The following is a 21,279-nucleotide window of genomic DNA, read 5'->3' as shown; positions in this document are numbered from 1 at the left end:
TGCATGAGGCAATCGGCCTCGCCTAAGTTCCGCACCATGACCTCAGCGATGGGTGCTCAAAAGCCCGCCCATATAGCCATGTTCGGCATCGCGGCGCACGGGCACGTCAACCCCGGCCTTGAGGTGATCCGCGAGTTGGTGGCCCGCGGCCACCGGGTCACTTACGCCATTCCCGAGTCGTTCGCCGACAAGGTCGCCGAAACCGGCGCCGAGCCCAGGACCTACGACACGGTCCTCTTCCAGGACGACATGCCGGACGACGCCGAACTCATCGATTACGTCGAGCCGTTCCTGACCGAGGCGATCCAGGCGCTGCCCCAGCACCTGGCGGCGTACGAGGGCGACGAGCCGGACCTGATCCTCTACGACATCACCGCCTACCCGGCGCACCTCCTCGCCCGCCGCTGGGGCGTGCCCGCCGTCGAGCTGGCGCCGAGCTTCGTGGCCTGGGAGGGCTACAAGGAAGAGGTCTTCGACCCGAAGTACGGGCACCTGCGCCACTCCGAGCGGGGCCGGGCCTATTACGCGCGCTTCCAAGCCTGGCTCGCCGAGCACGGCATGCCCGACACCGACCCCGACCGCCTCACCGGCCGCCCCCGCCGCTGCCTCGCCCTCATCCCCGAGCTGTTCCAGCCCCACGCCGACCGCGTCGACACCTCCGTCTACTCCTTCGTCGGCCGCTGCCACGCCACCCGCCACGACGACGGCCAGTGGCGGCGCCCGGACACCCTCGCCCCCACGGACCGCGTCCTGCTGATCTCGCTGGGCTCCACCTGGACCAGGGAACCCGGCTTCTACCGCGCCTGCGTCGACGCCTTCGGCGACCTCCCCGGCTGGCACGTCGTCCTCCAGATCGGCGGTTACGTCGACCCCGATGGCCTCGGCGCCCTGCCCGCCAACATCGAAACCCACACCTGGGTGCCCCAGCTGAGTGTCCTCCAGCAGGCCGACGCCTTCGTCACCCACGCGGGCGCGGGCGGCAGCCAGGAGGCCCTGAGCTGCGGCGTCCCGATGGTGGCCGTGCCCCAGGCCGTCGACCAGTTCCGCAACGCCGCCACCCTCCAATCGCTCGGTGTCGCCCGCGAGTTGCCCAAGGAGGACATCACCGCGGAAACCCTCCGAGCGGCCGTCCTCGCCCTCACGGACGACCCCCAAGTGGCCGCCCGCTGCGCCGAGGTCAAGGCCCGCATGGCCGCCGAAGGCGGCCCGGAGCGGGCCGCCGACCTGATCGAAGCCGAACTCCCGGCCGGGCAGCTCGGCGGTACGACGGAACCGGCCGCGTGGCTCATGGGGAGCCGCGCGGCCGGGTGAGGGAAAGCGGTGGTCCGTCAGACCTTGGCGTGCCTGCGGCGGTCGTCCGGGCCGGGGGAGGGGAGCGTCGCCGGGGGCGGGGTGGGTGCCGTCTCGTCGTGGGCCAGGTCGGGCAGCCACCGCAGCCAGGGCGGCAGGTACCAGTTCCGCTCGCCCAGCAGCGTCATCACGGCGGGCAGCAGCACCCCGCGGATCACGGTGGCGTCGATGAGGACGGCGGCGGCGAGGCCCACGCCCATCTGCTTCATGGACTGCATCGACAGCGTCCCGAAGATGGCGAACACCGCGACCATGATGACGGCGGCGCTGGTGACGACGCCCGCCGTGGTGACCACGCCGTGCACCACCGCGTCCCGCGTGGTGCGCCCGGCCAGCCGCGCCTCGCGGATCCGGGAGACCACGAACACGTGGTAGTCCATGCTCAGCCCGAACAGGATCACGAAGAGGAACAGCGGCAGCCACGACACGATCGCGCCGACCCCCTCCGCGCCGACCAGGCCCGCGCCCCAGCCGTGCTGGAAGACGGCGGTGAGGATGCCGTACGCGGCGCCCACCGACAGCAGGTTGAGCACGATGGAGGTGACGGCGACGGTCAGCGACCGGAACGACATCAGCATGAGCAGGAAGGCGAACACGACGACGAAGGCGAAGACCGGCGCGATCGCCGAGCCGAGCGCGTCGTTGAAGTCCTTGTTGGCGGCGACGGAGCCGCCGATCGGCGCCTCCACGCCGTCCACCGTGCCGAGCGTCTCGGGGCGCACCTCGTCCCGCAGGATGGTCAGGCTCTTCTCGGCCTTGCCCTCGTCCGAGCCGCCGGTCAGCGGGACCGACACGATCGCCAGGTTCCGCTTCTCGTGGAAGGCCACCGTGACCGGGCCGGTGGAGGCCCCCTTGGCGACGGCCTGGTCGCGGAAGCGGGCGATGGCGCCACGTACCGGCGCGGCGTCGATGTCCTCGGCCTTGACCACGACCTGGGCCGGGTCCGGTCCGCCGGGGAACGCCTTGTCCATGTGCTCGTAGGCCCGGACGATCGGCAGGGAGTCGCTGAACTCCTGGTCCAGCGTCAGGTTCGCGGTGTTCATGCTGACCGCCGGTGCGGCGATGGCGATCAGCGTGCCACCGGCCAGCGCGAGCGACAGCTTCGGCCTGCGCAGCACCCGGTCGAGGACCGCGCGCCACACCCGGCTCTCGCCGTTGCCCTTCCGCTTGGCGCGGGACACGAACGGCACCCGGCCCTTCTCGACCCGCTCGCCGAGCAGCGAGAGCAGCGCGGGCAGCACCGTCACCGAGCCGACCATCGCCACGGCCACCACCATCAGGGTGGCGAGACCCATCGCCTGGAACTCGGTGAGGCCGGTGAAGAGCATGCCCGCCATCGCCACGATGACCGTGACACCGGAGACCAGGATCGCCCGGCCGGAGGTCGCCGCCGCGATGCGCAGCGCGGTGTCGGCGTCCCGCCCGGCGGCCCGCTCCTCGCGCTCCCGGCGCAGATAGAACAGGCAGTAGTCGACGCCGACGGCCAGACCCACCAGCAGCATCACCGAGTTGGCGGTGTCGTTCATGGGCATCCAGTGGCTGACCACCGCCACCAGACCGGTGGTGGCCAGGAACGCGGTCATCGCGAGTGCCACCGGCAGCAGCGCGGCCACCAGCGCGCCGAACGCGATCAGCAGGATGCCGAGGGCCACCGGCACCGCCGAGTACTCCGCCTGCGCGAAGTCGGAGCCGAACGCGTCGTCGAACGCCTTGTCCCCGCTCGCGTCGCCGAACTCCTCGATCCGCAGGGCCCGATGGTCCCGCTGCGCCTTCTCCACCGCGTCCAGCACGGGCTGGATGCGGTCCGCGGCGGACTCCGCGTCGCCGCGCAGGTCGAACCGCACCAGCGCGGACCGCCGGTCGGCCGAGATCGCCTTCGTCGCGTACGGGGACGTCACCGCGGTGGCCTCACCGGTGCCGCGCACCGCGGACAGCACCGCGTCGACCGCGCCCCGGAACTCCGGGTCGTCCGCGCTCATCCCGCCGCTCTTCGCCTGGATCAGGACGGTTTCCCCGGCCGGTTCGACGATGCCCGCGTCGTCCAGAATCTTCAGGATTCGCCCGGACTCGCCCGGACGCTCCTCACTGTTGGCCGAGTCGACCCGGCCCGTCATCGACCCCACGGCCAGTGCGAGAACCACCAGCAGCAGCCAGCCCCCCACAGCCGTCCAGCGGTGCCGGGCGCTCCAACTGCCCGCGCGGGCGGCCAGCCCCCGTGGCCCGTTCCGGCGTCCTGTGTCCCCCACGACGTCCCCTTTTCCATGGTGGCGACCCCCTGCCGCCATCTCCGGACGACGCTAGGGCGCGGGTGCACCCGGGCCCATCCTGCTGACCGGTGAGGTGGGGGGCGGGCTTCTCCACCTCGGGGAGGGGTGCCAGCCCTACCCCATCGGTCCAAGCCCCTTACAGGTAAAGGGACTTGTCATGATCGTGCTGTGATGACGTTGCATATGTCACACATGGGCCAGGATCTTGAATTGCCCGGTTCCATCCGCCAGGGTTTCGTCTCAGCCCGGAGTGATCCGAACACGCTCCGGCGCCATCGCAAGCGCGTGTGAAAACACCGTGCGCGAAATCCCCCCACAACCGCACGAGGAGGATCCCTCGTCATGGCAGTACACAAGCAGCGCAACGCGCGTCGACTCACCCTGGCGATAGCCGCGGCGGGCGCCGTCACCGCCGGTGCCTTCGTGGCCGTCCCGGCCGGCGCCGCCACCGCGAAGCCCGCCGAGGGCACCGTCTACGGCACCCAGTCCAAGAACGCCGTCGACGGCAGCTACATCGTCATGCTCAAGGGCGGACAGACCGTCAAGGCCGCTTCCGAGGGCAAGGACCTGGCCGAGAGTTACGGTGGCAAGCTGCGCCACAGCTACGACTCCGCCGTCAACGGCTTCTCCGCGGACGGCCTCAGCGAGACCGAGGCCAAGCGGCTGGCCGCCGACCCGTCGGTCGCCAAGGTCGTCCAGAACCACCGCTACTCCATCAAGACCACCCAGGAGGAACCGCCGTCCTGGGGTCTGGACCGGATCGACCAGGCCGACACCAAGGGCGACAAGAAGTACACCTACCCGGACAGCGCGGGTGAGGGTGTCACCGCGTACGTCATCGACACCGGGGTCCGTGCCTCGCACAAGGACTTCGACGGCCGCGTCACCTCCGGCTTCGACGCCATCGACAACGACGAGGACGCCGACGACGGCAACGGCCACGGCACCCACGTCGCGGGCACCATCGCCGGAACCAAGCACGGCGTGGCCAAGAAGGCCAAGGTCGTGGCCGTAAGAGTCCTGGACGACCAGGGCTCGGGCACCACCGAACAGGTGGTGTCCGGCATCGACTGGGTCACCAAGAACCACAAGGGCCCGTCCGTCGCCAACATGAGCCTCGGCGGCACCCCCGACGAGGCCCTGGACACGGCGGTGCAGAAGGCCATCGACTCCGGTGTCACCTTCGCTGTCGCGGCGGGCAACGAGTCCGCCGACGCGAGCAAGAGCTCGCCCGCCCGGGTCAAGGACGCGATCACCGTCGCCTCCAGCACCGATGGCGACGAGCAGTCCGACTTCTCCAACTTCGGCAAGGTCGTCGACATCTACGCCCCCGGCTCGGACATCACCTCCGACTGGAACACCGGCGACGACGCCACCAACACCATCTCCGGTACGTCGATGGCCACCCCGCACGTCGTGGGCGCCGCCGCCGTCTACCTGAGCGGCCACCAGGACGCCAAGCCCGCCGACGTGGCGAAGGCGCTCACGGACGGTGCCACCGCCGACAAGATCTCCAACCCCGGCGAGGGCACCCCGAACAAGCTGCTGAAGGTCGTCAAGTAGGTCACCTGAGGCACATCTGAACACCCGGCCGCCGTGTCCACCCCACTGGGCACGGCGGCCGCTTCAGTGGGGTACCGAGACCAACTGGCTGACGTCTTGGGGGCGTTGTTTCACCGTGCCAGTGTTGTGAGCATGAACATCACGGACGGATACACATGGTCGGCGGTCGCGGACGCGCCGGTGAAGGAACTCTTCCCGGGCATCCGGCTGCGCCCGCTGTGGACCGGCGAGAACGGCGCGACGGCCCACGTCCTGGAGATGGACCCGGGCAGCACCTGGGAAGGACTGGACGTCCACGAGCCCGGCCCCGAGGAGGTCTTCGTCGTCTCCGGCACCTTCAACGACGGCCACCGCGACTACCCGGCGGGCACCTTCCTCCACGCCCCGGCCGGTTCCTCGCACATCCCGCAGACCACCACCGGCTGCACCCTCTTCGTCTTTTACCCGGAGGGCTGAAGGCCGAGGTCGCCGACTCAGTCGTCCAGGCCGCCGAGCAGCGCGGGAACGTCCAGGTCGACGGTGAACTCCCCGGCTACCTGGACCGACTCCTTGCCGGTGACCGTGGCGACCTCGCGGTAGGTATCGGTCTCCAGCGTGTGCGCGACCACACGCACCTCGGGCTCCAACTCCACCCGCCAGAAGGCGGGCACCTTCGCCTGGGCGTAGAGCGCCGGCTTGAGGATGCGGTCGGTGGACTGGTTCCACGGAGACACGATCTCCACCAGCAGCAGCACCGCCTCCAGCGGCACGGCCAGGGTGCCGCGGGAAACGGCGGCGCGGTCGGCGACGGCGATGTCGGGGATGAACAACCGGGAATCGCCCGTCACGTTCACCGCCTCGGCCGCGACGAACGGAGCGCCGGACCGAGCCATGGCGGCCCTGATCTGGAGGAGCAGCTCCGAGGAGGCGATCTGGTGGTCCCAGCTGGGAGCGGGGGACATCATGAGGACACCGTCCACAAGTTCAAAGCGGGCGCGTGCCGGGTGCTCCGGGAACGCAAGGACGTCCTCGACCGTCCAGGGGCCCTCGTGATCGTCGACGCGCATCTCAGGGACGCTCATGACCGTCACCACCGCCTCCTCGTGTTCCTTGGCTCCAGCATGGCACGCAGCTCGGACAGCTGCCGACGCTTCCAGCCCGAGCCGCGAGTCCGCTGCCAAAAGCATGAAATCACTCTTTGGAGTGGTCCAGACGCAGGCGGGCCGCTCAGGCGGTCAGCAGGAACCGCCGCGCCGCCCGCGCCTCGTCGTAGCGCGTCAGCAGCAGCCGGGCCAGCTCGGGCGCCGGGCCGAGGACATCGGCCAGGGTGTCCGCGCCCGCCGCCTCGGCGCCGTGCGCGATGCGGTCGGGGAGGCGGCCGGGGGCGATGACGTACGGGGCCACGGCCACCCGCTCGACGCCCTCGGCGCGCAGGGCGCGCACCGCGTCCTCGGTGCGGGGGAGGGAAGCGGAGGCGAACGCGGGTCGCACGGCGCACCAGCCGGTGTGCCGCCACTCCCGCGCGATTTCTGCGATCACCGCGATCGCCTCCGGGTCGGTGGAGCCCGCCGAGGCCAGGACGATGCCGGTCCGGTGCCGGTCGCCGGGGCGCAGCCCGGCCTCGTACAGGCGGTGTTCCAGGGCCTCCACCAGGAGCGGGGAGGGCCCCAGGACGTCGGCCTGGCGCACGGTCAGGCGGGGGTGGCGGGCCGTGGCCTCGCGCAGGACCGCCGGGATGTCGGCCTTCGCGTGGAAGGCGCGGGTCAGCAGGAGGGGGAGGGCGATCACCTCGTCCGCCCCCTCCGCGGCGAGCCGGTCCAGGACCTGGCCCACCCGTGGTGCGTTGAACTCCAGGAAGGACGGTTCGACGCGCAGCCCCGGCCGCAGCGACCGCACCCGCGCGCACAGCGCGTCGACGGTCGCCGCGTGGCGGGGGTCGCGGCTGCCGTGGGCAACGAGGAGGAAGGTCGGGGCAGACATCATGCTTCCGTCGGGTCCGTGGGTTCCGTTCAGCGGGCGTTCGCCAGCAGGCCGCGGCTGCGCAGCACCCGCCGCTCGATCGGCGCGAAGATCAGCAGCTCGATGCCGATGCCGACGACGAGGATGAGCAGGATGGCGGCGAGCACGAGGGACATGTCCTGGTCCACGCGGGCCTGGTCGAGCAGCTGGCCGAGGCCGGTGCCCAGGTCGGGGGAGGTGGCGATCAGCTCGGCGGCCATCAGGGAGCGCCAGGAGAACGCCCAGCCCTGCTTGAGCCCCGCGATGTAGCCGGGCAGCGCGGCCGGGAGCAGGATGTGCCGGATCCCGGCGACGCCGGTCGCGCCGATCGTACGGCCCGCGCGCAGGTACAGCGGCGGGATCCGGTCGACGCCGGAGACCAGGCCGTTGGCGATGGAGGGGACCGCGCCGAGCAGCACCACCGCGTAGATGGTGGAGTCGGTCAGCCCGAACCAGATGATCGCGGCCGGCACCCAGGCCACCGACGGCAGCGACTGGAGGCCGGACAGGATCGGGCCGATGGCCGCCCGTACGAACCGCACGCGCGCCACCAGCAGACCCAGCGGAGTGCCGATGACCAGCGAGGCGGCGAAGCCGAGCGCGCCACGCGACACGCTGTGCCACACGTAGCCCAGCAGCGTGCCGTCCAGCCACTTCTCCTGGAGCGAGTGGCCGACGTCGACCGGGCTGGGCAGCTGGTAGTGCGGCTTCAGCTCCAGGGCGTAGGCGAGCTGCCAGAGCGCCAGCACGATCACGATGGCGGCGATCGGCGGCAGCACCTTGTCGAGCAGGACCCGGCTGACCGGCACCCGGTCCTTGACCCGGGTCTCCAGGGCGTCCAGGCCCGCTTCGAGCCCCGCCAGCTGGTCGGGGGCGGCCTCGGCGTCGGCCGGGGTCCTTACGGAGGCGTCCCGCTGGGCCTCAGTGCTGGCCATGTCGGCGAATCTCCCCACGGAGCTGTTCGGTGATTTCGACGGACAGGTCGGCGACGGCCGCGTCCTCGATCCGGCGCGGCTGCGGCATCTCGACGCCCCACTCGCGGGCGATGCGCCCGGGCCGGGAGGACATCAGGACCACGCGCTGGGCGAGCCGGACCGCCTCACGCACGTTGTGCGTGACGAAGAGGACGGACAGATTCGTCTCCCTCCAGATGCGGGTCAGCTCGTCGTGCAGCACGTCGCGGGTGATGGCGTCGAGCGCGGCGAACGGCTCGTCCATCAGCAGCAGCCGGCTGTCCTGCGCCAGCGCGCGGGCCATCGCGACCCGCTGCCGCATGCCGCCGGACAGCTCGTGCACCCGCTTGCCGTGCGCGCCCTTGAGGCGTACGAGCTCCAGCAGCCGCTCGGCCTCGTCGCGCCGCTCGGCGCGCGGCACCCCGCGCATGCGCAGCGCGAGTTCGATGTTCTTGCCCGCTGTGAGCCACGGGAAGAGCGCGTGCTCCTGGAACATCAGGGCGGGGCGCCCGCCCGGGACGTCGATGCTGCCGCCGGTCGGCTTGTCGAGACCGGCGACGAGGTTGAGGAGCGTGGACTTGCCACACCCCGAGGCCCCCAGGAGGCAGACGAACTCGCCTGGTGCGACATCGAGCGTGATGTCGTCCAGCACCAGCTGCTGCGCGCCGGGGCGGCCGAACGACTTCGACACGTGGTCGAAACGCGCGGCATAGGTACCCGCGCCATTCTTGTCGACGGGCTTTTGGGTGAGCGTAGCGGTCATGGCCGTCACCTCCTGAGGACTGCGTTTGCTGACGGGATCCAAGGCGGCGAGGCCCTACTTGCTGCCGAGTCCGGCGGAGTCGACCTCCGGCTCGCCCCGGGCCTTGAGGACCTTGTTGAGCAGCGTGAGGTCGTAGATGTCCCCCAGCCGGGGCTTCTCCAGCAGACCTGCCTTGACCGCGTGCTGTGCCTCCTCCTGGAGCGTGGAGGCCAGCGGGTCATTGGTGACGTCGATGTTCTTGAACGCCGGGTCGAGCACGTTGGGGGGCAGGTCGCTGCCGGTGATCTGCTTCAGCGAGGCGTTGATGTCCTGGGCGGCCTTGTCCGGGTGGGACGTGATCCAGGCGTTGGTCTTCACCGAGCCGCGCAGCACCGCCTCGACGACCTTCGGGTGCTCCTTGAGGAACTGCTTGGAGACGATCATGTTCGTGATGACGAACTTGCCGTCCTTCCACAGCTTCTTCTCGTCCAGCAGCTTCTTGCCGCCCTGGGAGACGATTTTCGAAGCGGTCGGCTCGGGCACCCACGCGCCGTCCACGCCACCCGTCTTGAGGGTCGTCGGGATTTCCTTGTTGTCCTGCCGGAGGACGTTCACTTCGCCCTTGCCGGTCTGCGGGTCGACCTTGTACCCCTTCTCGGCGAGGTAGTTGAGGAGGGCCACGTCCTGCGTGTTGCCCTTCTGCGGCGTCGCGATGGTCTTGCCCTTGAGGTCATCGACGGACTTGATCTTGTCCGGATCGACCACGAGCGACACGCCGCCGGACGTCGAACCCGAGATGATCTTGAGGTTCTGGCCGCCGGACTTGGTGTAGCCGTTGATGGCGGGGGAGGGGCCGATCCAGCCGATGTCGATGGACTTCGCGTTGAGCGCCTCGATCTCGGAGGGGCCCGCGTTGAAGATGAACGGCTTGACCTTCGTGCCGCCCAGCTCCTTCTGGATCAGACCTTCCTGGCGGTCGACCATCGGGGTGGCGTGGGTGACGTTGGCGAAGTAGCCGACCTTCACGTCGTCGAGGCCGTCGACCTTCTTGCCCTTCGCCTCGACCTTCGGTCCGTCGTCCACCTTCTTCGAGCCGTAGCCGCAGGCGCCGAGCGAGCCGATCAGCAGCGGGAGGACGGCGGAGGCCGCCAGCAGGCGGGTGGTGCGGCGGCGGCGCGGGGGCGCCATGGCACGCGGAGTGGCAGACGACACGGGAGGTGTTCCTCTCGGAGGGCCGGGCGGCCCGGTGTCAGGGGGCGCCCGGCAGTTCAGACGATCTTCGTGCGGAGTGGGACGGCAGAGCGGGGAAGGCGCGGTTCAGCGCACACATCGCCCGACTCCGCCCTGACCACTGCCCAGGGCGCCGCTGCCTACGCGGCCGCCCTCCTTCGCGAACGTCGAGAACACCTCACCGGCCATGGTCAGAAATCCCACCCGTCGTCGTCGGCCGCGTCCTCGGCGTCGGCGGCCGACGCCTGCTCGGCGAACGAGTCGCCCGCCATGCCCGCGGTCAGCGTCGTGCCGTCCGCCGGGTCGATCAGCAGGAAGGACCCGGTGCGGCGCGAGGCGGCGTACGCGTCCAGCGCCAGCGGCTCCGACGTCCGCAGGACGACCCGGCCGATGTCGTTGGCCGCCAGCTCACCCGGCGCCGGGTGGTGCGACAGGTCGGCGAGCGTGAGCCGGTCCGGGATGTCCTTGACGATGGCCTTCACCGTCCGGGTGGTGTGCTTCAGCAGCACCCGGTCCCCGACCTTCAGCGGCCGGTCGTGCAGATGGCACACGGTCGCCTCGACGTCCTGGGTGGGGGTGGGCGCGTACGCGCTCGGGGCGAGGACGTCGCCGCGCGAGATGTCGAGGTCGTCGGCGAGCCGGAGCGTCACCGACTGCGGCGCCCAGGCCAGGTCGGCGGACTGGCCCAGCACGTCGATCCCGGTGATGGTGCTCGTACGGCCGGACGGCAGCACCGTCACCTCGTCGCCGACCCGCAGCACACCGGAGGCCACCTGGCCCGCGTAGCCGCGGTAGTCGGGGTGCTCGGCGCTCTGCGGACGGATCACGTACTGCACCGGGAAGCGCGCCGGGTCCTGCGACGGGTCGGTGCCCACCGGCACCGTCTCCAGGTGCTCCAGCACCGTCGGCCCGCCGTACCAGTCCATGTTCGCGGACGCGGTCACCACGTTGTCCCCGGCCAGCGCCGAGATCGGTATCGCGGTGATCTCGGGGACGCCCAGCGAGGCCGCGTACGTCGTGAACTCCTCGGCTATCGCGGCGAACACCGGCTCCGCATAGTCCACCAGGTCCATCTTGTTGACGGCCAGGACGACGTGCGGGACCCGCAGCAGGGCGGCGACCGCGGCGTGCCGCCGGGTCTGCTCCACCACGCCGTTGCGCGCGTCCACCAGGACCACCGCGAGCTCCGCGGTGGACGCGCCGGTGACCATGTTGCGGGTGTACTGCACATGGCCCGGGGTGTCGGCGAGGATGAACCGCCGCCGCGGGGTGGCGAAGTAGCGGTACGCGACATCGATGGTGATGCCCTGCTCGCGCTCCGCCCGCAGCCCGTCCGTCAGCAGCGCCAGGTCCGGCGCCTCCTGGCCACGGCTGCGCGACGCGTGCTCGACCGCCTCCAACTGGTCGGCCAGCACCGACTTGGAGTCGTGCAGCAGTCGCCCGACCAGGGTCGACTTGCCGTCGTCCACCGAACCGGCGGTCGCGAAGCGCAGCTGGGAGGAGGCCGCGGACTGCTCCACCGCGGTCACCACGGCCTGCTCCTCGGCACTGAGATTGCTCGTCATGACTAGAAGTACCCCTCGCGCTTCCGGTCCTCCATGGCGGCCTCCGACAGCTTGTCGTCGGCGCGCGTCGCACCCCGCTCGGTCAGGCGGGATGCCGCGATCTCGTCGATGACCTGCTCGATCGTGACCGCGTCCGACTCGACGGCACCGGTGCAGGACATGTCGCCCACCGTGCGGTAGCGCACCTGGCGCCGCTCCACCGTCTCGCCGTCCTTCGGACCGCCCCACTCACCGGGGGCCAGCCACATGCCGCTGCGCCGGAACACCTCGCGCTCGTGCGCGTAGTAGATCTGCGGAAGCTCGATCTTCTCGCGCTCGATGTACTGCCACACGTCCAGCTCGGTCCAGTTGGACAGCGGGAACACGCGGACGTGCTCACCGGCGGAGTGCCGGCCGTTGTACAGCTGCCACAGCTCGGGGCGCTGACGGCGCGGGTCCCAGCCGCCGAACTCGTCGCGCAGCGAGAACACCCGCTCCTTGGCGCGCGCCTTCTCCTCGTCCCGGCGGCCGCCACCGAACACCGCGTCGAAGCGGTTCTTCTCGATGGCGTCCAGCAGCGGCACGGTCTGGAGCGGGTTGCGGGTGCCGTCCGGGCGCTCGCGCAGCCGCCCGTCGTCGATGAACTCCTGCACGGACGCCACGTGGAGGCGCAGCCCATGCTCGGCGACGGTGCGGTCCCGGTAGTCGATGACCTCGGGGAAGTTGTGCCCGGTGTCCACGTGCAGCAGCGAGAACGGCACCGGCGCGGGCTGAAAAGCCTTGAGCGCCAGGTGCAGCATGACGATGGAGTCCTTGCCGCCGGAGAACAGGATCACCGGCCGCTCGAACTCGCCCGCCACCTCGCGGAAGATGTGCACCGCCTCGGACTCCAGCGCGTCCAGGTGCGAGAGCGCGTAGAGGTCGCCCTCGCCCGCACCGGATCCGGTCCCGTTGATCGGAGCCACGGTCGTCATGCCAGTCCCCTCTCGCTCAGCAGTCCACGCAACGCCGTCGCCGATTCCAGGACGCCCTGCTCATGGGTCTCGATCCGCAGATCCGGGTCGTCCGGGGCCTCGTACGGGTCGTCGACCCCGGTCAGCCCCTTGATCTCGCCCGCCGCCTGCTTCGCGTACAGCCCCTTGACGTCGCGCTCGGAGCACACCTCGACCGGCGTCGCGACGTGCACCTCCAGATACGCGGTGCCCTCGGCCTGGTGGCGCTTGCGCACCGCCTCACGGCTGTCCGCGAACGGCGCGATCACCGGCACCAGCACCTTGACCCCGTTGGAGGCCAGCAGCTCGGCCACGAAACCGATGCGCTGCACATTGGTGTGGCGGTCCTCGCGCGAGAAGCCGAGCCCGGCGGAGAGGAACTCGCGTATCTCGTCGCCGTCCAGCACCTCCACCCGGTGGCCCTCGCTGCGCAGCCGCTCCGCCAGCGCGTACGCGATCGTCGTCTTTCCGGCGCTCGGCAGACCGGTCAGCCACACGGTGGCCCCGGTGTGTATCGGCGCGCTCATCTCGTTCTCCTGGTCGACAGCCATCAGCCGTGCAGTCCGCATTCCGTCTTGTTGCTCCCCGCCCAGCGGCCCGACCGGGCGTCCTCGCCCTCCAGCACCCGGCGGGTGCAGGGCGCGCAGCCGACGGAAGGATATCCGTCCATGAGCAGGGGGTTGGTCAGCACACCGTGTTCTGCTACGTACGCGTCCACGTCGGCCTGCGTCCAGCGCGCTATGGGCGAAATCTTCACCTTCTGCCGCCGGGCGTCCCAGCTGACGACCGGGGTGTTCGCCCGGGTCGGGGACTCGTCGCGGCGCAGCCCGGTGGCCCACGCGTCGTACGCCTTCAACCCCTCCTCCAGCGGCTGCACCTTGCGCAGGGCGCAGCACAGGTCGGGGTTGCGGTCGTGCAGCTTCGGCCCGTGCTCGGCGTCCTGCTCGGCCACCGACTGGCGCGGAGTGAGGGTGATGACGTTGACGTCCATCACGGCCGCCACCGCGTCCCGGGTGCCGATGGTCTCCGGGAAGTGGTAGCCGGTGTCGAGGAACACCACGTCGACACCGGGGAACACCCGGGAAGCGAGATGGGCCACCACCGCGTCCTCCATCGAGGAGGTGACGCAGAAGCGCGGCCCGAACGTGTCGGCCGCCCAGCGCAGGATGTCGAGCGCCGGGGCGTCCTCCAGGTCGCGGCCCGCCCGCGTGGCGAGCGCTTCGAGATCGGTGTGCTGCTGAAGCTGGGTCATATCGATGTGTCCCCTTCTCCGGCTCGGTCGCGCCGCAGGCCCTTGGCCAGCAGCCCGAGGAACGCCAGGCGGAACGCCCGATTGCAGGACGCGCATTCCCACGCTGCTCCTTGCCCGCGGGGCGCCTCCTCCTCGGAGGGCCGCAGGTCCTCGTCCCCGCAGTAAGGGCAGTAGAACGGCGCCGCGCGCTCGCTCACGGTGCCTCCCGCTCAGCCTCGGCGCGCTTCCACGCACTGGCTTCCCTCGTCACTGCTCGCTCCTTCGTCGCTGCGCGGCCCCTCAGTCCAGCCGGCGCAGCGCGCCGAGGCACGCTCATTTGAGGGCGTCCTCACTGGCCCGCCCCGCCCAGGTGGCGAACCGCTCGCCGTCCTCGCGCTCCTCCTGGAAGCGGCGCAGCACGCGCTCGATGTAGTCGGGGAGTTCGGCGGCGGTGACCTTCAGGCCGCGCACCTTGCGGCCGAAGCCCGGGTCCAGGCCCAGCGCGCCGCCCAGGTGCACCTGGTAGCCCTCGACCTGCTCGCCGCCTGCGTCCATGACCAGCTGGCCCTTGAGACCGATGTCCGCGACCTGGATACGGGCGCAGGCGTTCGGGCAGCCGTTGAGGTTGATGGTGAGCGGCTCGTCGAACTCGGGCAGCCGGCGCTCCAGTTCGTCGATGAGCCAGGAGCCGCGCGCCTTGGTCTCGACGATCGCGAGCTTGCAGAACTCGATGCCGGTGCAGGCCATCGTGCCGCGCCGGAACGGGGACGGCTTGACCTGGAGATCCAGCGCCTCGAGCCCGGAGACCAGCGACTCGACCTGGTCCTCGGCCACGTCGAGCACGATCATCTTCTGCTCGACGGTGGTGGTCAGCCGACCGGAGCCATGGGCCTCGGCCAGGTCGGCGATCTTGGTGAGGGTCGTGCCGTCCACCCGGCCGACGCGCGGGGCGAAGCCGACGTAGTAGCGGCCGTCCTGCTGGCGGTGGACGCCGATGTGGTCGCGCCACTGCTGGACGGGCTCGGCGGGCGCCGGGCCGTCGGACAGCGGGCGCTTCAGGTACTCGTCCTCCAGCACCTGGCGGAACTTCTCCGGGCCCCAGTCGGCGACCAGGAACTTCAGCCGGGCGCGGGTGCGCAGCCGCCGGTAGCCGTAGTCGCGGAAGATCGAGGTGACCCCGGCCCACACCTCCGGGACGTCCTCCAGCGGCACCCAGGCGCCGAGCCGGACGCCGATCTTGGGGTTGGTGGACAGCCCGCCGCCGACCCACAGGTCGAAGCCGGGGCCGTGCTCGGGGTGGCGCACACCGACGAACGCGACGTCGTTGATCTCGTGCACGACGTCGAGCACCGGGGAGCCGGAGACCGCGGTCTTGAACTTGCGCGGCAGGTTGGAGAACTCCTTGCTGCCGATGTAGCGGCGGTGGATCTCCTCGATGGCGGGGGTGCCGTCGATGATCTCGTCCTCGGCGATCCCGGCCACCGGGGAGCCGATGATCACGCGGGGGGTGTCGCCGCACGCCTCGGTGGTCGACAGGCCGACCGCTTCCAGCCGCTTCCAGATCTCGGGGACGTCCTCGATCCGGATCCAGTGGTACTGGACGTTCTGCCGGTCGGTGATGTCGGCGGTGCCGCGCGCGAACTCCTCCGAGATCTCGCCGACGACCCGCAGCTGCTCGGTGGTCAGCCGCCCGCCGTCGATCCGGACCCGCATCATGAAATGCTCGTCGTCCAGCTCCTCCGGCTCCAGGATGGCGGTCTTGCCGCCGTCGATCCCGGGCTTGCGCTGGGTGTACAGGCCCCACCAGCGCATCCGGCCGCGCAGGTCGGCACCGTCGATGGAGTCGAAACCACGGTGGGCGTAGATCGTCTCAATGCGTGTCCGCACATTGAGACCGTCGTCGTCCTTCTTGGTCTGCTCGTTGCCGTTGAGCGGGGTGAAGTGACCCGCGGCCCACTGGCCTTCGCCGCGATGGCGTCCGGCCTTACGGCGGGGCGTGGCTGCTGCGCGTTCCGGTGTGGCGGGCATGGCGGTGTGTGTCCTTCTGAGCGGCTCGGTGCGGCGGATGATCTCGCGCGCACGCTCTGACCTGCGCAGGAGTGCAGGCGGGCACGGCGCTGCGGCGGATACCGGTGCGGTGGGCGAGGGGGCGTCGAGGCGTGCGCGCTCGCCCACGTCATCGGGGGCGGCGGGAAGTGCGAGGAGGTGGTCCGGGGGCCGGTGCGGGCCCTGCTGAGTGCCTCAGCTCGCCGGACAGATCGCGCTGGACATGCGGCCGAGGTCGACGTGGCGTCGACTCACCAAGGCAATTCCAGCTCGAGACATGAGGGAAGCGTGGCACGCCCCTCTTCGGCGAGTCCACCTTTGTCCATTATTCGGACGTCTCGGTCTCGTTCTGTGGGACGGTGTGGGCTTGGTCACCCTTCCGTCTCGGTCTTGACGTCGAAGACCCGGAAGCCCCGGCGGCGGTAGTTGTCGAGCGCGTGCGGCCCGTCCTTGCTGCACGTGTGCACCCACACCCGCTTGGTCGGCGGCAGGCCGGGCCAGCGGTCGGCCAGGTCCCAGGCGCGGCCGGCGCCCCAGGTCAGCAGGTGTCCGCCGATGCGGCGGCCCCGGAAGGCGGGCAGCAGCCCGAAGTACGAGATCTCCACCACGCCCGCGTCCTGCGGGTCCAGCTCGATGAACCCGGCCGGGGTGCCGCGCTCGTACGCGACCCAGGTCTCCGCCCCGGGCCGGTCCAGGAACTCCAGCCACCGCTCGCGCGACCACTCCAGCCGGTCGGTCCAGTCGTTGTCCGCTCCGACGGCCGTGTAGAGGAAGCGGCTGAACTCGGGGCTCGGCACCTCGGCGCGGACGATCCGCACCCCCGCCCCGTCCGCGGGCTCCCGCGCCGGGTCGAGGTCCGCAGACGAGGTCTGCTCCAGGGACCAGGTGGTCACGTCGATGGCCATGGGGTCAGCCAACCATGGATCGGGCCGTGACGGGTATCGGCCGTGGCCTGACGGGTACCGCTCGGCGGCTGATCGACGTGAGGTGCAACGCGACGCAACCTTTGCCGCCCGGCGCGGCGGGCGCGGACAGTGTCCGCAGCGGGCGGAGGGCGGTGCCGAGTCGGCGCGGCGTCCCCTCCGCCGACGCGTGCCGACCGACGCGTGCCGACGCGTGCCGACGCGTGCCGACGCGTTCCGGCCGTTGTGCAGCGGTGACGTGTCCGTCACGCCGGAGGGCGCCGGATACGGTTGGGGCGTGCAGCCAGCAGAAGACATCCCGAAGCCGTCCGGACGGCTGACCAAGGCCCGCGCCCTGTACCGCAACGTCTCCAAGCGCAGGATGGCCTGGCTGCTGCTGAAGGACACCGTCAACTCCTGCATGGAGTACCGGGTCACCGGCCTCGCCGCCGAGGCCGCCTTCTTCACCCTGCTGTCGCTGCCGCCGCTGCTCCTCGGCCTGATCGGGCTGCTCGGCTACTTCGACGCCTGGACCGACACCGACACCGTGGCCACCATCCGGCAGAACATCCTCGACGCCTCGGGCACCGTGCTCTCCGACAAGGGCGTCAAGGAGATCGCCCGGCCGCTCCTGGACGACGTCATAGAGGGCGGCCGCCCCGACGTCATCTCGCTCGGCTTCGGCATCGCGCTGTGGTCCGGCTCCCGCGCGGTGAACGTGTTCGTGGACACCATCACCATCATGTACGGGCTGGAGGGGCGCCGCGGCATCGTCCGGACCCGGCTGCTCGCCTTCCTCCTCTACCTGGTGGCCCTCGTCATCGGGGCGGTGGCGCTGCCGCTGATGGTCATCGGCCCGGAGACCGTGGTGGACTTCGTGCCGTCCAGCGCCACCCTCGTGCGGTTCCTGTACTGGCCCACCGTGATCCTGCTGTCCGTCGCCTTCCTCACCACGCTCTACCACGTGTCGGTTCCGGTGCGTTCGGCGTGGCGGGAGGACATCCCGGGGGCGCTGGTGGCGCTCACCATGTGGGTGCTCGGCAGCTTCCTGCTGCGGATCTACCTCATCCACACCGTGGAGGGCCCGACGATCTACGGATCGCTGGCGGCGCCCGTGGCCGTCCTGCTGTGGATCGGTGTGTCCGCCTTCGCGGTGCTCGTCGGCGCGGCCGTCAACGCCGCCATCGACCGGGTGTGGCCCTCGGTGGCCACCGCCGCCGGCCGCGCCCAGCGGGCGGCGCTGGAGCGCGCCCGGGAGCAGCGCACCGCCGACGACGGGTCGGCCGAGAGCACTCCGCCGTCGGAGTTCCCCGAGCGGTGGGCCCAGTTCCTGCCGCACGCGGACATACGGAGTCGGCTGCACCACCACGGCAAGCGCGACCGCGACCGCGATCCGGGCGCGGAGCGCGAGCCGAAGCGGACCGAGCCCGGGCGTCCCGAAGTCGGGCAGCCCGAAGCCGGGCGCCCCGAGGTCAGGCGGCCGGAGGCCAGGGCGGCGGAGGACGGCGCCACGCGGGACGGGGCGCCCCCGGCGTAAATCCCGTCGCGCGCCGTCCCGGCGGTCGCCGATACTTCGGCGCATGGTTCACTTCTCCGACTTCGACACGCGCGGATACCGCACGGTGGACGTCGCCACCGGCTACGGACAGTGGGTCGAGACCTACGAGCAGACCGTCGAGGACGTCATGGACCTCGCCCTCCTCGACGAACTCGCCGACCCCCGATGGACCTCCGTCCGCCGCGCCGCCGACCTCGGCTGCGGCACCGGCCGCACCGCCACCTGGCTGCGGCGCAACGGGGTGCCCGCGATCGACGGCGTCGACCTCACCCCCGAAATGCTCGACCGCGCCCGCGCCCGTGGCGTCCACGACCGCCTCGTCGAGGGCGACGTCCGCGCGACCGGTCTCGACACGGGCGCGTACGACCTGGTCATCGCCTCGCTCATCGATGAACACCTGCCCGAGCTGGGCCCGTTCTACGACGAGGCCTGGCGGCTCGCGGAGCCCGGAGCGGCCTGTGTGGTGGTGGCGTTCCACCCGCACTTCATCATGACCACGGGCATGCCGACCCACTTCACCAGCGGCACGGGTGAGCCTGTCGCCATCAGCACCCATGTCCATTTGCTCAGCGACCACATCACGGCGGGGCTGGGCGCGGGCTGGGCACTCGCCGAGATGCGGGAGGGCGTGGTGGACGAGCGGTGGCTGGCCGTGAAGCCGAAGTGGGAGCGTTTACGCCACCACCCGGTGTCCGTCGCGATGGTGTGGCGCAAGCGGTCCTGACGAGGCATATGCCAAACGTTTCTGCGCTGCGGTGATCGGGGTGTGTGTTCAGGCGCGCCTTGGCGATCAAGGCGTCCTGTCCCCGTAACTCCTGTCCCCGTAACTCCTGTCTTCGGTAGGGGCTGCTGGCCGAGCCCGGGGCCGAGCCGCACCGGCAGACCGCCGCGCCGGCCTCCCGTCACCCCGGCTCCAGCTGGTACCCCAGGCGTATCGCGCGCCGTGCGGTACGGGTCGACGGTGGCCGGCTGGAGCCGTTCGCGTCATGACTGGCCCGGGCCGTCGAGGGCCTTCAGATGGGCCGTCAGGTCGTCGACCATGCGGCCCAGCAGGCGGCCGAGGTCCCGGCGGTCCTGGTCGGGCCAGTGGGCGAGGGCGCCGGTGAACCAGCCGAGGACCGTGCGCATGTAGCGGTCGGCGGTCGACGTGCCCTCCGGGGTGAGGTCGATCAGCCGGGCGCGCTGGTCGTCGGGGTCGGCGATGCGGTGGACCAGCCCGCGCTGTTCGAGGCCCTGGACCTGGCGGGTGGCGTGCGGGCCCGCGACCTGCATGCGGTCGGCGATCTCGCCGATGCGCAGCGGCTTGCCCGCCGTCTTGAGGATGCCGAGCACCGCCATCGCCGGGCGCTCCAGCGAGATCCCGGCGGCCGCGGCGGCCTGCTCGTACATGCGGCCGCGGTTCAGCACGTTGCTGAGCTGGGTCAGCCGGGGGAGCAGCTCCGCGAGCAGGTCGTCGTCATGCATTCTCTTGGCTGCCTCACCTAGGTACACGGTCGGCGTGGAGCGTATCCGACGGGGTCAGGGGCATGGCCGCGGTCGCCGGTGCCCCGCGCGCGGAAAATCGGTGGAGTCGCGTCCCCGGCCGGGGATATGGTGGCGTCGCATCCGCCGAGAGCGAGGAAAACGGGAGGTGAGGACATTGATGACGGTCACGGTTCCGGGCTGCTCCGCCCGCGTCTCGAAGTGCATCAATCCCATCCCCGTGGTCTCCGGCTGACCTTTCCGCAGATTCTGTGGCGCGCCGGGACCGCCCTTCGAAGGGTTTTCCCTTGAGCTTGAGCAACGCTTTTTCCGACGCCGCCTCCCGTCACTCCGCCCTCGCCCGGTACGGCTGGGACGAGGAGTGGGAGGCCGCGTTCGGTCCGTACGCGCGACAGGGGCTGGTCCCCGGGCGCGTGGTGCGGGTGGACCGTGGCCGGTGCGATGTGGTGACGCCCGACGGCACCGTCCGCGCCGACACCGAGTTCGTCGTTCCCCGTGACCCGATGAAGGTCGTGTGCACCGGCGACTGGGCCGCCGTGGACGCCGCGGACGCGGGCGAGCCGCGCTACGTACGGACGCTGCTGCCGCGGCGTACGGAGGTGGCGCGGTCGACCTCGTCCAAGCGCTCCGACGGCCAGGTGCTGGCCGCCAACGTCGACCACGCCGTGATCGCCGTATCGCTCGCCGCCGAGCTGGACCTCGGGCGGGTGGAGCGCTTCGTGGCGCTCGCCTGGGAGAGCGGGGCGCAGCCGGTCGTGGTCCTCACCAAGGCGGACCTGGTGGACGACCCGGGTGCGCTGGCGCACCTCGTCGCCGACACCGAGACCTCCGCGCCCGGGGTGCGGGTGCTGCCGGTGAGCGCCACGACCGGGCAGGGGGTGGAAGGGCTGGCCGCGCTGCTCGCGGCCGGGACGTCCGTCCTCCTCGGCCAGTCGGGCGCGGGCAAGTCGACGCTGGCCAACGCCCTGGTGGGCGCGGACGTCCAGGACGTCCGCGCGATCCGGGACAGCGACGGCAAGGGGCGGCACACCACGACCACCCGCAATCTGCTGCCGCTCCCCTCGGGCGGTGCGCTCATCGACACCCCCGGGCTGCGGGGCGTCGGGCTGTGGGACGCGGAGGGCGGGGTGGCGCAGGCGTTCGCCGAGATCGAGGCGTACGCCGCGGACTGCCGCTTCCACGACTGCGTGCACGAGACCGAGCCGGGGTGCGCGGTGCTCGCCGCGGTCGAGGACGGTTCGCTGCCGCCGCGGCGGCTGGACAGCTACCGCAAGCTGCTGCGCGAGAACGCCTACCTCGCGGCCCGCACCGACGCCCGGCTGCGGTCCGAGATGCGGCGGGGGTGGAAGCAGCGGCAGGCGCTCGGCCGCCACATGGTCGAACGCAAGCGCGGGCCGCAGCGCAAGCCGTAGCACCGCGCGGCGCCCGCGGGTGTCCGATTC

Annotated in this window: 21 protein-coding genes; 6 read left to right on the top strand and 15 right to left on the bottom strand. The window is 71.1% G+C overall.

Features of this window, described 5'->3' with window-relative positions:
* The first annotated feature begins 3 nt into the window (after positions 1 to 3).
* On the top strand, positions 4 to 1,311 hold the full coding sequence (locus LCH29_RS13320) for a macrolide family glycosyltransferase (RefSeq protein WP_446461921.1): 1,308 nt from the start codon (positions 4 to 6) through the stop codon (positions 1,309 to 1,311).
* A 17-nt stretch (positions 1,312 to 1,328) separates the two neighbouring features.
* Here LCH29_RS13320 and LCH29_RS13315 read toward each other — a convergent pair whose 3' ends face one another.
* Entirely contained in the window at positions 1,329 to 3,635 is a 2,307-nt protein-coding gene (locus LCH29_RS13315; RefSeq protein ID WP_446461920.1) for an MMPL family transporter, read from the bottom strand.
* 324 nt (positions 3,636 to 3,959) lie between these two features.
* Here LCH29_RS13315 and LCH29_RS13310 point away from each other — a divergent pair, with 324 nt between their 5' ends.
* Together LCH29_RS13310 and LCH29_RS13305 are read left to right on the top strand one after the other, a co-directional pair.
* Positions 3,960 to 5,180, top strand: a complete 1,221-nt coding sequence (locus LCH29_RS13310) for a S8 family peptidase (RefSeq protein ID WP_446461919.1) — start codon at positions 3,960 to 3,962, stop codon at positions 5,178 to 5,180.
* A 132-nt stretch (positions 5,181 to 5,312) separates the two neighbouring features.
* Positions 5,313 to 5,636, top strand: a complete 324-nt coding sequence (locus LCH29_RS13305; protein WP_446461918.1) for a cupin domain-containing protein — start codon at positions 5,313 to 5,315, stop codon at positions 5,634 to 5,636.
* A 17-nt stretch (positions 5,637 to 5,653) separates the two neighbouring features.
* Here the strand turns inward: LCH29_RS13305 and LCH29_RS13300 are convergent, their stop codons facing one another.
* The 13 genes from LCH29_RS13300 to LCH29_RS13240 form a co-directional block, all read right to left on the bottom strand.
* Positions 5,654 to 6,241 (bottom strand): Uma2 family endonuclease, encoded by a 588-nt coding sequence (locus LCH29_RS13300; protein ID WP_446461917.1) that lies wholly within the window; start codon positions 6,239 to 6,241, stop codon positions 5,654 to 5,656.
* Between the two features lie 145 nt (positions 6,242 to 6,386).
* Positions 6,387 to 7,139, bottom strand: a complete 753-nt coding sequence (locus tag LCH29_RS13295) for a sirohydrochlorin chelatase (RefSeq protein WP_446461916.1) — start codon at positions 7,137 to 7,139, stop codon at positions 6,387 to 6,389.
* A 29-nt stretch (positions 7,140 to 7,168) separates the two neighbouring features.
* Positions 7,169 to 8,092: an ABC transporter permease gene (locus tag LCH29_RS13290; protein ID WP_446461915.1), complete on the bottom strand. Its 924-nt coding sequence runs from the start codon at positions 8,090 to 8,092 to the stop codon at positions 7,169 to 7,171.
* The gene (locus LCH29_RS13285; protein ID WP_446461914.1) at positions 8,079 to 8,873 is read right to left on the bottom strand and encodes an ABC transporter ATP-binding protein; all 795 of its coding nucleotides are present in this window, start codon (positions 8,871 to 8,873) and stop codon (positions 8,079 to 8,081) included. Before LCH29_RS13285 ends, LCH29_RS13290 begins: the two co-directional genes overlap by 14 nt.
* 54 nt (positions 8,874 to 8,927) lie before the next feature.
* Entirely contained in the window at positions 8,928 to 10,040 is a 1,113-nt protein-coding gene (locus LCH29_RS13280; RefSeq protein ID WP_446462080.1) for an aliphatic sulfonate ABC transporter substrate-binding protein, read from the bottom strand.
* Positions 10,041 to 10,273: 233 nt separating this feature from the next.
* Positions 10,274 to 11,647, bottom strand: a complete 1,374-nt coding sequence (locus LCH29_RS13275; RefSeq protein WP_446461913.1) for a sulfate adenylyltransferase subunit 1 — start codon at positions 11,645 to 11,647, stop codon at positions 10,274 to 10,276.
* A gap of 2 nt (positions 11,648 to 11,649) precedes the next feature.
* Positions 11,650 to 12,600, bottom strand: coding sequence for a sulfate adenylyltransferase subunit CysD (gene cysD / locus LCH29_RS13270; protein WP_446461912.1), 951 nt, complete (start codon positions 12,598 to 12,600; stop codon positions 11,650 to 11,652).
* Positions 12,597 to 13,169, bottom strand: a complete 573-nt coding sequence (gene cysC / locus LCH29_RS13265; protein WP_446461911.1) for an adenylyl-sulfate kinase — start codon at positions 13,167 to 13,169, stop codon at positions 12,597 to 12,599. Before cysC ends, cysD begins: the two co-directional genes overlap by 4 nt.
* On the bottom strand, positions 13,169 to 13,870 hold the full coding sequence (locus LCH29_RS13260; RefSeq protein WP_446461910.1) for a phosphoadenylyl-sulfate reductase: 702 nt from the start codon (positions 13,868 to 13,870) through the stop codon (positions 13,169 to 13,171). The genes cysC and LCH29_RS13260 overlap by 1 nt, the downstream gene beginning before the upstream one ends.
* Positions 13,867 to 14,067, bottom strand: coding sequence for a hypothetical protein (locus tag LCH29_RS13255; RefSeq protein WP_446461909.1), 201 nt, complete (start codon positions 14,065 to 14,067; stop codon positions 13,867 to 13,869). The genes LCH29_RS13260 and LCH29_RS13255 overlap by 4 nt, the downstream gene beginning before the upstream one ends.
* A gap of 115 nt (positions 14,068 to 14,182) precedes the next feature.
* Positions 14,183 to 15,877 carry a nitrite/sulfite reductase gene (locus LCH29_RS13250; RefSeq protein ID WP_446461908.1) on the bottom strand — a complete coding sequence of 565 codons (1,695 nt, stop codon included), beginning with the start codon at positions 15,875 to 15,877 and terminating at the stop codon, positions 14,183 to 14,185.
* A gap of 213 nt (positions 15,878 to 16,090) precedes the next feature.
* Complete coding sequence (locus LCH29_RS13245; protein ID WP_313879519.1) at positions 16,091 to 16,174, bottom strand: putative leader peptide; 84 nt, start codon at positions 16,172 to 16,174, stop codon at positions 16,091 to 16,093.
* Positions 16,175 to 16,266: 92 nt separating this feature from the next.
* Entirely contained in the window at positions 16,267 to 16,800 is a 534-nt protein-coding gene (locus LCH29_RS13240; protein ID WP_446461907.1) for a GNAT family N-acetyltransferase, read from the bottom strand.
* Positions 16,801 to 17,095: 295 nt separating this feature from the next.
* On the opposite strand from LCH29_RS13240, the gene LCH29_RS13235 reads away from it, so the two are divergent.
* Positions 17,096 to 18,334 (top strand): YihY/virulence factor BrkB family protein, encoded by a 1,239-nt coding sequence (locus LCH29_RS13235; protein ID WP_446461906.1) that lies wholly within the window; start codon positions 17,096 to 17,098, stop codon positions 18,332 to 18,334.
* Between the two features lie 43 nt (positions 18,335 to 18,377).
* Positions 18,378 to 19,079, top strand: coding sequence for a class I SAM-dependent DNA methyltransferase (locus LCH29_RS13230; RefSeq protein ID WP_446461905.1), 702 nt, complete (start codon positions 18,378 to 18,380; stop codon positions 19,077 to 19,079).
* A gap of 260 nt (positions 19,080 to 19,339) precedes the next feature.
* On the opposite strand, the gene LCH29_RS13225 is transcribed toward LCH29_RS13230, so the two are convergent.
* Entirely contained in the window at positions 19,340 to 19,819 is a 480-nt protein-coding gene (locus LCH29_RS13225) for a MarR family winged helix-turn-helix transcriptional regulator (RefSeq protein WP_446461904.1), read from the bottom strand.
* Between the two features lie 311 nt (positions 19,820 to 20,130).
* On the opposite strand from LCH29_RS13225, the gene rsgA reads away from it, so the two are divergent.
* Entirely contained in the window at positions 20,131 to 21,249 is a 1,119-nt protein-coding gene (rsgA, locus tag LCH29_RS13220) for a ribosome small subunit-dependent GTPase A (RefSeq protein WP_446461903.1), read from the top strand.
* Positions 21,250 to 21,279 lie beyond the last annotated feature (30 nt).

This window comes from Streptomyces sp. BRA346 (assembly GCF_052851135.1).
The sequence above is the reverse complement of the archived record's forward strand: the minus strand, read 5'-3'. Positions and strand labels throughout refer to the sequence as shown.